General features: G+C 62.7%; 14 protein-coding genes and 1 pseudogene. 6 read left to right on the top strand and 9 right to left on the bottom strand.

Annotation, left to right across the window (positions count from 1 at the left end; genetic code table 11):
* Positions 1 to 2: 2 nt before the first annotated feature.
* A complete protein-coding gene (locus AKG11_RS10850) occupies positions 3 to 587 on the bottom strand; it encodes a nitroreductase family protein (protein ID WP_050743897.1) in 585 nt (194 codons plus the stop codon).
* Positions 588 to 687: 100 nt separating this feature from the next.
* Here AKG11_RS10850 and AKG11_RS10845 point away from each other — a divergent pair, with 100 nt between their 5' ends.
* A complete protein-coding gene (locus tag AKG11_RS10845; protein ID WP_050743896.1) occupies positions 688 to 1,680 on the top strand; it encodes a hypothetical protein in 993 nt (330 codons plus the stop codon).
* On the opposite strand, the gene AKG11_RS10840 is transcribed toward AKG11_RS10845, so the two are convergent.
* The 4 genes and pseudogenes from AKG11_RS10840 to AKG11_RS10825 all read right to left on the bottom strand — a co-directional run bounded on the left by AKG11_RS10840 (position 1,677) and on the right by AKG11_RS10825 (position 6,220).
* A complete protein-coding gene (locus AKG11_RS10840; RefSeq protein WP_050743895.1) occupies positions 1,677 to 2,513 on the bottom strand; it encodes a lysophospholipid acyltransferase family protein in 837 nt (278 codons plus the stop codon). The two genes, AKG11_RS10845 and AKG11_RS10840, sit on opposite strands and share 4 nt — an antisense overlap.
* 75 nt (positions 2,514 to 2,588) lie before the next feature.
* Entirely contained in the window at positions 2,589 to 4,562 is a 1,974-nt protein-coding gene (gene thrS, locus AKG11_RS10835; protein ID WP_050743894.1) for a threonine--tRNA ligase, read from the bottom strand.
* A gap of 200 nt (positions 4,563 to 4,762) precedes the next feature.
* Positions 4,763 to 5,908 (bottom strand): annotated as a pseudogene (locus tag AKG11_RS10830) (P-loop ATPase, Sll1717 family); the annotation flags it as partial.
* Between the two features lie 15 nt (positions 5,909 to 5,923).
* Positions 5,924 to 6,220: a hypothetical protein gene (locus tag AKG11_RS10825; RefSeq protein ID WP_050743892.1), complete on the bottom strand. Its 297-nt coding sequence runs from the start codon at positions 6,218 to 6,220 to the stop codon at positions 5,924 to 5,926.
* Positions 6,221 to 6,868: 648 nt separating this feature from the next.
* Between AKG11_RS10825 and AKG11_RS10820 the strand changes: the two genes are divergently transcribed.
* The gene (locus AKG11_RS10820; protein ID WP_157255834.1) at positions 6,869 to 7,270 is read left to right on the top strand and encodes a hypothetical protein; all 402 of its coding nucleotides are present in this window, start codon (positions 6,869 to 6,871) and stop codon (positions 7,268 to 7,270) included.
* Between the two features lie 7 nt (positions 7,271 to 7,277).
* Here the strand turns inward: AKG11_RS10820 and prmB are convergent, their stop codons facing one another.
* Positions 7,278 to 8,195 carry a 50S ribosomal protein L3 N(5)-glutamine methyltransferase gene (gene prmB / locus AKG11_RS10815; RefSeq protein WP_050744033.1) on the bottom strand — a complete coding sequence of 306 codons (918 nt, stop codon included), beginning with the start codon at positions 8,193 to 8,195 and terminating at the stop codon, positions 7,278 to 7,280.
* A 262-nt stretch (positions 8,196 to 8,457) separates the two neighbouring features.
* Between prmB and AKG11_RS10810 the strand changes: the two genes are divergently transcribed.
* The gene (locus AKG11_RS10810; protein WP_050743890.1) at positions 8,458 to 9,222 is read left to right on the top strand and encodes a pseudouridine synthase; all 765 of its coding nucleotides are present in this window, start codon (positions 8,458 to 8,460) and stop codon (positions 9,220 to 9,222) included.
* A 122-nt stretch (positions 9,223 to 9,344) separates the two neighbouring features.
* The gene (locus AKG11_RS10805; RefSeq protein WP_050743889.1) at positions 9,345 to 9,926 is read left to right on the top strand and encodes a methyltransferase family protein; all 582 of its coding nucleotides are present in this window, start codon (positions 9,345 to 9,347) and stop codon (positions 9,924 to 9,926) included.
* A gap of 2 nt (positions 9,927 to 9,928) precedes the next feature.
* Here the strand turns inward: AKG11_RS10805 and AKG11_RS10800 are convergent, their stop codons facing one another.
* The 3 genes from AKG11_RS10800 to AKG11_RS10790 form a co-directional block, all read right to left on the bottom strand.
* Positions 9,929 to 10,456 carry a DUF1697 domain-containing protein gene (locus AKG11_RS10800; RefSeq protein ID WP_050743888.1) on the bottom strand — a complete coding sequence of 176 codons (528 nt, stop codon included), beginning with the start codon at positions 10,454 to 10,456 and terminating at the stop codon, positions 9,929 to 9,931.
* A 114-nt stretch (positions 10,457 to 10,570) separates the two neighbouring features.
* Entirely contained in the window at positions 10,571 to 10,936 is a 366-nt protein-coding gene (yidD, locus tag AKG11_RS10795) for a membrane protein insertion efficiency factor YidD (RefSeq protein WP_023517155.1), read from the bottom strand.
* A 6-nt stretch (positions 10,937 to 10,942) separates the two neighbouring features.
* A complete protein-coding gene (locus AKG11_RS10790; protein ID WP_023517156.1) occupies positions 10,943 to 11,389 on the bottom strand; it encodes an iron-sulfur cluster assembly scaffold protein in 447 nt (148 codons plus the stop codon).
* Positions 11,390 to 11,782: 393 nt separating this feature from the next.
* Between AKG11_RS10790 and folE the strand changes: the two genes are divergently transcribed.
* Positions 11,783 to 12,394: a GTP cyclohydrolase I FolE gene (gene folE / locus AKG11_RS10785; protein ID WP_024270818.1), complete on the top strand. Its 612-nt coding sequence runs from the start codon at positions 11,783 to 11,785 to the stop codon at positions 12,392 to 12,394.
* 36 nt (positions 12,395 to 12,430) lie between these two features.
* A complete protein-coding gene (gene hisI / locus AKG11_RS10780; protein ID WP_050743887.1) occupies positions 12,431 to 12,883 on the top strand; it encodes a phosphoribosyl-AMP cyclohydrolase in 453 nt (150 codons plus the stop codon).
* The last annotated feature ends 203 nt before the right edge of the window (positions 12,884 to 13,086 follow it).

Raw genomic sequence — 13,086 nt, 5'->3', positions numbered from 1 at the left:
CGTCAGGTGTCATCGCCGACCCATGTGACGATCTCGGCAAGCTCCGGCCGCGGCCGCTCGGTCGGCGGCACGGTGGGCGTGCCGATATGGATGAAGCCGGCGACCTTCTCACCCTCGGCAACGCCGAGGATCGGATAGGCGCGTTCGTCGAAGGCGTACCATTCGGTCAGCCAGTTCGAGGCGAAACCATGTGCATTCGCCGCCATGACGAGGTTGAGGCAAACGGCGCCGGCCGACATCACCTGCTCCCATTCCGGGATCTTGAAATGCGGCGCGGCGCGGCTGACGACGGCGACCACCACCGGCGCGCGGCTGAGCCGTGTGTTTTCCACCTTGACCATCTCCACGGAAAGGTCCGGCTTGTCCTCCATCGCGATCCTGGCAAGTGCCTCGCTGATGCGCCAGCGCTCCGCGCCGCGATAGACGATGAAGCGCCAGGGGGCGAGCTTTCCGTGATCCGGCACGCGCGAGGCGAGCGTCAGCATCGCCTCCAGCTCCCCCTTCGAGGGGCCCGGCTCGCTCATCTGGAAGGCGGGGATAGACCGGCGGGTCGAAAGATAATCGATCAGCTTGATTTCGGTTTTCATCGGGAGGGAGTTCCAATACCTTGGCGCGCGACGCGGCCTTGAAAATGCCATTAGCCGGGTCTCCAAGTGGAGCCTTACAGTCAGGAAGTCAACCGTCCCCATGCGCATGCCCCTCCCTCCCGCCCTTGTCGCGAGCCTTGCCGTGGCCGGCCTTGTCCTGTCGCTCGCCCCGGCCCGCGCGCAGGAGGCGCTGGACAGCTTTTCGCAGGTCACCACGCCCATGAAGGGCGGCAAGCTCACCTCGTTCAACCCGATCGTGACGGGCGAGGCGACGCCGGCGAACCTTCGGGACGTAACCTGCGAGGCGCTTCTGACCCGGGACGGCAGCCCCATGCAGCACGGGCTGACCTGGCGCGTCTTCTCGCCGATCCCCGGCGCCGACGGCAAACTGCCGCTGCTCGCCACCTCCGAGGGCGGCTCGGCCGCCTTCCAGCTGGTGCCGGGCGAATATTTCGTCAACGTCGCCTTCGGCCGCGCCGGCGCCACCAAGAAGCTGGTCGTTCCCGATACGGGCGATGTCGACAAGCAGGTCATGGTGCTCGATGCCGGCGGCATCATGCTGAACGCCGTTTCCGGTTCGGACGTGCGCATTCCGCCGAAGGAGCTCAGCTTCTCGATCTTCGCCGCCGAGGTGCGCGAGGACGGCGAGCGCAACCTCGTCGTTGCCGAGGTGAAGCCGAATTCCGTCGTGCGCCTCAATGCCGGCACCTATCACGTCGTTTCCGACTACGGCACGGTCAACGCCGTCATCCGCGCCGACATCCAGGTCGAGGCCGGCAAGCTGACGCGCGCCACCATCCAGCACCGCGCCGCCAAGCTTACGCTGAAACTCGTCTCCGAGCCCGGCGGCGAGGCGATCGCCGATACGGCCTGGTCGATCCTGACCTCCTCGGGCGACACGGTCAGCGAAAGCGTCGGCGCGTTTCCGACGCTGGTGCTGGCCGAAGGCAGCTACATCGCCGTCGCCCGCAACAAGAACCGCATCTACCAGCGCGACTTCGCGGTGAAGGCCGGCGTCAACACGGATGTGGAAGTGCTGCTCGACGAGAACGCCAACGAGCAGAAGGCGGCGGCGGAAGACGTCGTGGACTAACCAGCGCGCCGCAAGAACGGCTTCTGCCGCGGCGCCATCGCGAACACGGCCTCGTAGAGCCGCGCGGTAATGTTCTTCCGGTCACCCGCATCCAGCTCCGCCCAGGCAATGACGCCGCCGATGCGCGCGGCGATCGTCGAGCCCGAAAGCCTGCGGAACTCGCGGATCAGCAGCGACAGGCGCAGCGTCAGCGAGACCTTGCTGACGAGGTGGAAGAGCCGCCCGTTCTGGCCCTCGAAATAGACGGGGATGACATTCGCCTTGGCCGACTGGATCAGCTTGGCCGGGAACATCTTCCACGGCAGGTCCTCCGCCCGCCCGAACACCTTCTTCGCCGTCGCAACGCCCCCCGCCGGGAACACGATGACCGTCGTGCCCTCCTTCAGGAGCCGCACCGCCTCCGAACGCGTCTTCATGTTGAGCGCCAGCGCCTCCTTCGTCTCCTCGAAGGAGACCGGCAGCGCATAGGGCTGCATTTCCGGCACTTTCAGGAGGTCGTTGTGGATCATCACCTTGAACGGCCGGCCGAGCTGTTCGGCAAGCGCCAGGACGGCGATACCGTCGCCGATGCCGAAGGGATGGTTGGCGACGATGACGACCGGCCCCTCGGGCAGGTCCGGCGGCGGCCAGGAGCCCTCGACGCGCAGCCCGACATTGATGAGGTCGAGCATGTCGCCGAACACCCGCGCGCTCTGCCCGACAATGGAGCTGCGCCAGATGTCGTAGAGCCGGGCGTAGCGGTTACGACCGGCAAGACCTTCCATGGAGCGGATGAACCATCGTTTGAGGCGCGGATCGTTTTCGTTGGCGTAGGACAGTTCCTTGAACTGCACGGCAGTCCCCAAAAAGATAATCCCGCACCTGATAGCACGGGATTATTGCAGTTTTCCGACAATCGCCGGGAAGGCTCACGCCTTGCCGAGCTTGCGCTTGACGTCCGGCGGGGTCGCCTCCAGCGACAGCATCGCGATCGCCTCGTCGAGCGACATCGCCGTCTGGTTCTGCGAACCGAGGCGACGGATGTTGACGGAGCGCTCCTCCGCCTCGCGCTTGCCGCAGACGACGATGACCGGAACCTTGGTCACCGAATGCTCGCGGACCTTGTAGTTGATCTTCTCGTTGCGGAAGTCGGTCTCGACGACCAGGCCGGCATCCCGCAGCTTTTCGGCCACCTCGCGGCCATAGTCGTCCGCCTCCGAGGTGATGGTCGCCACCACCACCTGCATCGGCGCGATCCACAGCGGCATGTGCCCGGCAAAGTTCTCGATGAGAATGCCGAGGAAGCGCTCCATCGAGCCGCAGATGGCGCGGTGGATCATCACCGGCTGCGTCTTGTCGGAGTTCTGGTCGATATAGAAGGCGCCAAAGCGTTCCGGCAGGTTGAAGTCGACCTGCGTCGTGCCGCACTGCCATTCGCGGCCGATGGCGTCCTTCAGCGTATACTCGAACTTCGGCCCGTAGAACGCGCCCTCGCCCGGCAGGATGCCGGTCTTGATGCGCCCGCCGGACTGCGCCTCGATGGTCTTCAAGACGTCCATCATGACGCTTTCCGCCCGGTCCCACAAAGCATCGGAGCCGACGCGCTTTTCCGGCCGGGTCGAGAGCTTCACGACCACCTCGTCGAACCCGAAATCCTTGTAGACCGAGAGGATGAGGTCGTTGATGCGCAGGCACTCCGCCGCCATCTGCTCGTCGGTGCAGAAAACGTGCGCATCGTCCTGCGTGAAGCCGCGCACGCGCATCAGCCCGTGCAGCGCGCCAGAGGGTTCATAGCGATGCACATTGCCGAATTCCGCAAGCCGCACAGGCAGTTCGCGATAGGACTTCAAGCCATGCTTGAAGATCTGCACATGCCCCGGGCAGTTCATCGGCTTCAGCGCGAAGACGCGCTCGTCGTCGGTCTCGTCGCCGGCAACGGTCACCTTGAACATGTTGTCGCGATACCAGCCCCAGTGGCCGGAGGTTTCCCACAGCGACTTGTCGAGCACCTGCGGCGCGTTCACCTCTTCATAGGTGCCGGCAAGACGACGGCGCATATAGGCGACGAGCGTCTGGAACATGCGCCAGCCCTTGCCGTGCCAGAACACGACGCCCGGTCCCTCCTCCTGGAAATGGAACAGGTCCATTTCGCGGCCGAGCCGGCGATGGTCGCGCTTTTCGGCCTCGGCGAGGATGTTGAGATAGGTGTCGAGCTCCTCCTGCGTGCGCCAGGCGGTGCCGTAGATGCGGGTCAGCATCGGGTTGTTGCTGTCGCCGCGCCAATAGGCGCCCGCGACCTTCATCAGCTTGAAGGCCGTGCCGATCTGGCCGGTCGCGGCCATGTGCGGCCCGCGACACAGGTCGAACCAGTCGCCCTGGTAATAGATCTTGAGGTCCTGCCCCTCGGGGATCGCATCGACCAGCTCGACCTTGTACTTTTCGCCCTTGGAAGCAAAAACCTCCTTCGCCTTGTCGCGCGACCACACTTCCCGGGTGAAGGGCTTGTTGCGCTGGATGATCTCCTTCATGCGCTTTTCGATCTTGGGCAGATCGTCGGGCGTAAAGGGCTCGTCCTTGGCGAAATCGTAATAGAAGCCGTTGTCGATGACCGGTCCGATCGTCACCTGCGTGCCCGGCCAAAGCTCCTGCACGGCCTCGGCCATCACATGGGCGGCGTCATGACGGATCAGCTCCAGCGCGCGGTCGTCCTCGCGCGTGACGATCTCGATCCGGCCGTTCGAAACGGTCTCGGAGAGATCGCGCAGCTCGCCATCGAGCGCAATGGCAATCGCCTTCTTGGCCAGCGACTTGGAAATCGCCTCGGCCACATCACGCCCGGTCGAGCCCGCGGGGTATTCGCGGACGGAACCATCAGGGAAAGTGAGGGAAACGGGTGCAGACATGAAAGAATCTCCTATCCAGTCCCGCCAACGAATGCGGGTGGTATGCGAGGGTAAAGCCGGAATGCCGGCGCGTGCGTCGCGCGGTATAAGGGGAAAATGGGGGGATTGCAAATAAGGGTACAGGCACGGCCATCCAGCCAAACCCTCCACCCAAATGCAAATTTGTTAATTCCCGCTTCCGAGTAGTGACGCAGTATCTATTAAAATGCTTTTCCTTGAGTGATTTTCAACCCGTCACGATAAAGCATCGGAATTTTGAAATTTTCCCCAATTTGCTCAAGAAAACCCATATCAGTAAGAGCCTGAATTGACGCCTTTGTATTGGCAACTGGAGAAATAAGCTCATCAAGCGTCTGGGCGTTATGCTCTGATTTCCCATCCCTGAACAATTCTATTACTCTTGTAAGCTCATTGGCCTCGGCAAGTAATGTGTCCTGAACGCGGAGTGCAGATACTTGTGAATATGCCTTCTTTACCGAGACAGCCTCGAATATCGGCCCACGCGTCGCTTCGATATCTCGCTTTTCACGCCCATCCTTTCTTGCTTGCGCCTCTTGCGCCTTATTAAATAGATCTATTATATTTCTGGGAGGCTTTGCGTCGTTTCCGTCGCGTATACGCCCCATTATCCAAGTCAAAGTCGCAGGCTTACGGTCGCCTAAATCTATTTGCTCTGGTAACATAATTTCCATTACTTCTTTATCGCTCTTTCCCTCAAGCCCGCACAATTTTTTCAAAGATTCATTGAGGGCCAATCGGCGAACAATCATATTCACCAAGTCATCCTGATCCCAAACTATCTCGATCCTTCTAGCGTTGATGTGCGTTAAATTAACAAATCCGCCCTGAATGATACGCCTGAAAAGGTCTTTTCGAACAAAAAGCTTCAACCTGACCGTCGCCATTGCGGCTAAGTCCAAGTATGTACGCATAAGAGCTCGCAATGCGGGAATTTCGACATCAGGCGAGCCAGTGAAAGCCTCATCAAGGCGATCGAACAGGACCCAGTAGGTCAGGTCGGTAGTGGCAGCAGCAAGCTCGAGAATTTTCAGAAAGTCGTCGCTGAATATCAGGGTACCTTCTTTCTTCTCCGGCCCAAATTCAATACGAGGCGTAACAATAGGCAAACCAGATTCAGTCAACTCAAGGCCCGCCTCTAAAGCGGTTGGCTCAGTGAGCCTGTGAGCAAGGTTATACAACTTACCAAAAATAGTAGCCGGTGTCGGATCAGGAGACTCTAGGCCGAGGTAATCCAGTGTGTTCTTTAGTGTATTCATTTCATCATTGAAATCATGACCGTAAATATCAATTAAGTAGTTTCCAACAAGTGAAAATACATATGCTTTCCAAAAATTTCTATATTACCCCTCAGATAGAGTAGGCCCTTGGAGAAGCCTTTGAAATATGGGATTGCCCTGCATGTTGAATGCATCAACAATTTCGACATGATCCAACTCTTTGTAAGTTCTGTAATGCCTTTTCAGTACTTTATAAATCGCTGATTTTCCGGTGCCTTTATCGCCAGCAATAACATCGCCCTTATTGCTTATAACAGCTCTAAAGGTCTCCGTTTCGACAAAGTAATTCTCGAGATGCTCATCGAATTCGGCGACAGAATTGCCGATGTTTACCTGCTTAAGAATTTCTAAGGCGTCCATTTTTCGCTCGCTCAACATTCAATTCGATTGTTGTAAATTCCTGGAGCTACTTAGCGCAAGGGTTGAGTGCTGCATCGCTATAAAAAATCCAAACTCAACGCAAACGGGAACATTGCGGTGGCGAGTGCTTGCTCGCCGCAGAACGTTTTTTATCATTTTCCCCGCTCCCAAAACCTCGCATATCCTAAACCTCCTTCCGCCGCCGGACGGATCGCGTAACGTGTCGATGCGGGCGGGAGGAGGCGCTTCCGTTTTCGGCCGAAACGTACGGCAGGGGCGGAAGAGGCGCGAAACGCTGCGGGAATGCGAATTTCCGTCGTGACAGGCTTCCCCCTTCCCCGGGTCTTGCGGGGTCGGTTTGGGTCCGCCATGCAAGCAGGATGGCGGCGCATGTCCCCGAAAGGCGCGGAACGTGGTTTTCGGAAAAGCGCCAACACACTGCGCAGCGAAGCAGTTTTGCGCCTGAAGGAGACCGGACCGTCTCCGAAGAACGCCTTGGGCCGCGCGAAAGCGAAGCCACATATCCCCATCCCCAGAGGCAACGCTTTCGCGCGGTTCTCCGGACATGGACAAACCCGATGGGCGGCCTTCGGGGCGTTTTCGCACGCCCGCAGGCAAGGACGGAAGGCAGGCGCGATGGAAGACGAGGTGAAGGACGTAGAGATCACGCTGAGCGCGCTGGAGCGCCGCCACATCCGGCGCCTGCAGCCGGAGCTTCGCGAGGCGGCGACGCAAGCGGGCCACCACCGCACCTGCCGCCTGCCGAAATGCCGGCGGGCAAAGCGCTGCACCGGCTGCCATCCCGCCGACGAGATCGCCACGACGCACTACAAGACCTTTCCGCCCTGCGTGCACGACGACGCCGCGCAGGCACGCCTGCTTGCCGGCTGGCGCGTGCTCTGCGACCGTGACGAACGGGCGTGGCTTGCCGCCGGCCACACGCTGGAAGCGCTGGACCGGCTCGGCGACGAGCGACGCCGCGCCCTGGAGGAGGATGACGACTGGCCGGAAGATCCCCTCTGCCCGCCACCGCGCAACGCCGTCGCGTGAGACCGGATCAGGAAACGCCGAGCGCTTCAGCGGAAATCCAGAAGACCGCATCCTGCGATTCGGCCGTTTCCAGCCAGACGAATTCCAGATGCGGGAATTCCTCTTCCAGGATCTCGCGGCCCGAGCCGATCTCGCAGATCATGCCGCCGCCGGGATTGAGGTGATCGGCCGCCCCGGCAAGGATTTTGCGCACGAGGTCGAGGCCGTCTTCCCCGCCGTCATGCGCCATGACGGGCTCGGCGCGGAATTCCGGCGGGTAGCCCGCGAGCGCGTCATGATCGACATAGGGCGGATTGGTGATGATGAGGTCGTAGGTGCAGCCGGAAAGCGGGGCGAAGAGATCGCCCTTGAAGAGCGTCACCTGGCCCTCGACGTCGTGTTCGGCAAGGTTCAGCTTGGCGACCTCCAGTGCATCGGCCGACAGGTCCACCGCATCGACGCTTGCCTGCGGGAAGAACTTTGCCGCGAGCACCGCAAGGCAGCCCGAGCCCGTGCAGATGTCGACGGCGCTTTCCACAAGCATCGGATCGGGCAGGAAGGACGAGCCGTGTTCGCCGAGATATTCGGAAAACAGGATTTCGCCGATATGCGAGCGCGGCACGATCACCCGCTCGTCGACAAAAAAGCGCACGCCCTGAATATAGGACCGGCCGGTGAGGTACGCCGAGGGCTTGCGCGTCGCAACGCGCGCCTCGATACGGGACGCGAGCAGCTTCCGCTCGGCCGGCAGCAGGCGGGCGTCGAGGAAGGGATCGAGCGTGTCGATCGGCAGGTCGAGCGTATCGAGCAGCAGGAAGGCCGCGTCGTCGCCGGCCGTCGTCGTGCCGTGGCCGTAGCTGAGCTCGGCCGCGTTGAAACGGGAGATCGCATAGCGCCAGTAGTCGCGCAGCGTGACGAGTTCGGATGTGATGTCGTCCTGGGTCAACGGCGGCCTCGCTTCGGATACTCTGTTGGCGGGCGCAATTCCGGCAAAAACGTGCAACGGTCTTGTCTTTGGACTTGCGCAGGAAACGAACAGGGCCTTCCGCCAGCCGCGGGCGAGCGGAAAGGCTCTGGACGAACCCGGCTTTAGAATGGCATGGGCAGGCCGGTCAACCGCGACGATCAGGGGTTTTGCACGCAGCATGGCGAAAGACAGAGGCAAAGGGCAGAAACCGGCGCCCGCCCGCAAGGCAGCGGCCGCCCCGATGGCGCGCGCGCCCGCGCGACCCGCCGCCCCGCCCGCCGGCAAGCGCGCCACCCTGCCCCGCGCGCTTTCCAAGCTCGGCTTCTGTTCGCGCACGGAGGCGGAAGCGCTGATTTCAGCCGGCCGCGTCGCCGTCGCCGGCCATGTCGTCACCGATCCCGAAACCTGGATCGACCTTGCCGACGCGCGCATCACGGTGGACGGGGCAGCGGTCCTTGCGGAAAAGCCGGTCTATCTCATGCTCAACAAGCCGCGCGGCCTCGTCACCACACGCAGCGATCCCGAGGGGCGGCCGACGGTGTTCGACTGCCTGAAACATCTGGATCCCGCGCATCTCTCCCCCGTCGGCCGGCTCGACAAGGCGAGCGAGGGCCTTCTGCTCTTCTCCAACGACACGGACTTCGCCAACGCCCTGCTCGACCCGAAGACGCATGTCGCCAAGACCTATCACGTCCAGATCGACCGCCTCGCCGACCAGCCGATGCTCGACGCGCTCATCGCCGGCGTCCACCACGACGGCGAGTTTTTGCGCGCGAAGGCCGTGCGCAGGCTCCGGGAGGGCGAACGGAACGCCTGGCTGGAAATCGTGCTCGACGAGGGCCGCAACCGCCAGATCCGCCGCATGCTGGAAGCGCAGGGCATCGCGTGCCTGCGCCTCGTGCGCGTCGCCATCGGCGACCTGGCGCTCGGCGATCTGGAAAAGGGCGCCGTGCGCGCGCTGACGGAGGCGGAGGTGAAGGGCCTCAGGCGGCTCGTCCGGCGCTGAGCGCGGCGACGGCTGTTTTCCCCGCACCGCCAGTTGGCCGCATACTGGGCGCGGGGCGCCGGCCTTGACCCTCCAGTCACTGGAGGTTGCAGACTGGTCGAGGCCAAGCCCGGAGACCCGACATGCCGTCCCTGCCCCTTCTTTCCGCGACCCTCATGGGCGTCTATCTCGCCGCCTTCCTCGCCCTGACGGCGCGTTCGGCGCGGGCAGCGGAGCGGCCGGCCTGGCTGTTCGGCCTCGGCGGGCGCCAGGGCCTGCCCGCCTTGCTCTTCCGCCTGAGTTTTGCCGGCGCTCTTGTCTATCCCGCGCTTCTGGCCGCAGGCCTGCCGCCGGCGCCGGCGCTTGTCGATCCGTCCTTGCCGGTCCGCCTCGCCGGCCTGCTGCTGGCGCTCGGCGGCGGCGTCTTCGCCATCCATGCCCAGCACCATATGGGCACGTCCTGGCGCATCGGCTCAGCGGCGGGCCATTCCGGCGCCATCGTCGATACGGGGCCGTTTCGCCTGTCGCGCAATCCGGTCTTCGTCGGGCAGGTGATGCTCCTTGCGGGCTTCGCCATCACCCGGCCCGATGCGGTCCAGCTCGCGCTCACGGCCGTGCTGGTGCTCGCCGTCCGGCTCCAGGTGCGGGTGGAGGAGGATGTGCTGGCCCAGGATCTCGGCGCGGCCTATCGCGCCTACCGGCAGCGTGTCCCCCGGTGGCTGTGAGGTCAGGCGAGCATGGCCGCAAGGCCGTTGACCGTGTTGGCATTGCGCAGGGTGCCGATACCGAGCTTCTTCGTCGTCAGATGCGACAGGAGCCTCGTCTCGCTCGGCTTTTGCGAAAAGTCGATCCAGAGATCGCCGTCGACGATGGCGAGGCGGATGCCGGGCGCTGCAATGCCTTCGAGTTTCGGCAAGATCTCCGGCCCCAGCGGCTTGCGCATGACGCGGATGCCGACATCCGCTCCGTTGCCGTCGGCAAAAGGATTGCCGGCCGCGACGCGCCGCCAGGCCTCCGCACTGCGCAGGATGATGTCGACATGTTTTCCGAAGCGCGCACGGAACGCCGTTTCCAGCTGGTCCCCGATGGCGGAAAGCGGCGCATCGTCGCCCTCGAAGATCAGGTTGCCGGTAGCAACCAGCGTGCGCGTGTTGCGAAAACCGAGGCCTTCCGCCATGGCCCTGAGATCGGCCATGACAAGCCGCTGGTCCGGGCCGAGCACGATGGAATGCAGGAGAGCGACATAAACCGTCATGCGTGCCAGAGCTCCCGTACGGCATGTGGCGGGCAGTCGATCACATGGGGATCGACGAAAACGGCGTCGAAATCGCGCGAGGCCTGGCGGTATTCCATCCGAACCGACATGGCGTCACCCTCTCCCGGCCGATATGCGCCACAGCCGCCACGGCGCCCACCAGCGCAAACGCGGCTCCAGCACCTCCGGTACGGGATCGAAACCATGGGTGCCGCCGGGGCCGCAGCGGGCAACGCGGAACAGCGCCAGGAAGCCACCCCGCCACAGGCCATGGCGGGCGACGGCCTCATATCCGTATTCCGAGCAGGTCGGCAGGTGGCGGCAGGCATTGCCGATGAAGCCGGAAAGCGTCAGCTGGTAGAGGCGGATGAAGCCCATGCCGACGAGGCGGCCCGGCGTCCGGCGGAACGGCCCCTGCCAGTTGCGGCCCCGATGGACGGGCCGCGCGCCGGCATGCCGGCAGTCGGGCGCATCGCACATCGCCTGTCACCCGGCCTTTTCCAGCCGCTTCGCCTCGATCTGGCCGATGGCGTCCACCACGGCGTCGAATGTCAGCATGGTGGAGGCATGGCGGGCCTTGTAGTCCTTGACGGGTTTCAGGAACCGCATGTCCTCGAAGCGACCGTCCGGCCCCTCGCCGTCGGCCTTCAGCATGGCGAGCATCTTTTCGCGCGCATCCCGGATTTCCGCCGCCGTCGCGCCGATGACGTGGCGCGCCATGATCGAGGAGGAGGCCTGGCCGAGCGCACAGGCCTTTACCTCATGGGCAAAATCCATGACGCGGTCGCCCTCGAGCTTCAGGTAGACCTTGACGCGCGAGCCGCATAACTTGGAATGGGCGCCCGCCTCGCCATCGGCATCGGCAAGCGTGCCGATGCGTGGAATGTTGCCGGCGAATTCGAGGATACGGCTGTTGTAGATATCGTCCATCATGGCCCCGTTTTCCGCATTTTTTGCGGAATCTTCAATGATCCGAGGAGATTATTCCGGCCTCGTCGGTAAAAAAGCACCGCGTGTCGTCTCAAGCCTCTTTCGCAGGCCTCGCTCGATACTATATGATAACTCGTATTGGGGTGAGCGTTTTGCAAGAAGCGGGCAATTCCAGGAAAAGCGTGAAGCGGTTTTCCGTCCGGAATTGCAAGAAGCAAAAAGCAGATCGTTCACCTGTTGTTTGGGAAACCGTGCCGGACGGTCATACGCACTGAGAAGCGAAGACCCGAAAGCCCCGGAGCCCGCCAACGGAACCCAAGCCTGCAGGGTTAGGCGAATGGCCAGTGGCGAGTCCGATAAACACGTCAGGTAACCTGCAGAAAGGTCAATGGGTCCATGGACGCCATAGTCACCAATTTTCCGCGTGTCGACGATCCGTCGGGCCGTCCCTCGCAAAAAGAGGCGGAGGATGCCGTTCGCGTCCTGCTTCGCTGGGCGGGCGACGATCCGGAGCGTGAAGGACTGCTCGATACGCCCAAGCGTGTCGCAAAAGCCTATCGCGAACTGTTCTCCGGTTATGACCTCGCCGCCGAAGACGTGCTCGGCCGCACCTTCGAAGAGGTCGCCGGCTATGACGACATGGTGCTGGTGAAGGACATCCCGTTCTTCTCGCATTGCGAGCACCACATGGTGCCGATCATCGGCAAGGCGCATGTTGCCTACCTGCCGAACGGCCGGGTGCTGGGCCTCTCCAAGATCGCCCGCGTGGTCGAGATCTACGGCCGCCGCCTGCAGACGCAGGAGACGATGACGGCGCAGATCGCCAGGTCGATCGACGAGACGCTGAACCCGCGCGGGGTCGCCGTGATGATCGAGGCCGAGCATATGTGCATGGCGATGCGCGGCATCCAGAAACAGGGCTCGACAACGCTCACCACCACCTTTACCGGTGCCTTCAAGACCGAACCGACCGAGCAGGTACGGTTCATGACGATGATCCGGAGCTAGGCGAGGACCGGCTCCCTTTCGACGGAGCCGACCGCCATGCCGATCACCTTCCAAAGCCCCTCCAAGGACAAGGCCGAGCTCGAAACGGGCCCGGCCTTCACGCCGCGTTTCGACGAGCACGGCCTGGTGACGGCCGTGGTGACGGATGCGAAGGACGGCGAACTGCTGATGGTCGCCCACATGAATGCCGAATCCCTGGCCCTGACCATCGAGACGGGCATCGCGCACTATTGGAGCCGTTCGCGCAAGGCCCTGTGGAAGAAGGGCGAAACCTCGGGGAACCTGCAGACCGTCGTGGAGCTGCGGACGGATTGCGACCAGGACGCCGTGTGGCTGAAGGTCTCGGTTGCGGGCCATGACGCGACCTGCCACACAGGCCGCCGCTCCTGCTTCTACCGCACCGTCTCAAGCGGCCCGGACGGTGCCCTGCTGACGATCACCGGCGGCACGCCACAATTCGATCCGGCGTCGGTCTACGGGAAAAATTAAGCATCCCGGCGAAATCCGTCCGGTTTCGGCACGGATTCATCAATTGGCAACCGGTGCCGACGCCTAATACCCCCCATGGCGGCCTCTACCCCCGCCATTGGATCAGGACATGGAACCCCATCGCTCTCGTGCGTCACGACCGGTTTCCAAGGCCACCCTCACCGCGGTGCCGATCCTGCGGGCGAAGGCCCTCCTCCAGCTGC

The organism is Shinella sp. SUS2, from assembly GCF_001262505.1.
Lineage (GTDB): Bacteria > Pseudomonadota > Alphaproteobacteria > Rhizobiales > Rhizobiaceae > Shinella.
This window is presented reverse-complemented; position numbering and strand designations above follow the sequence as displayed.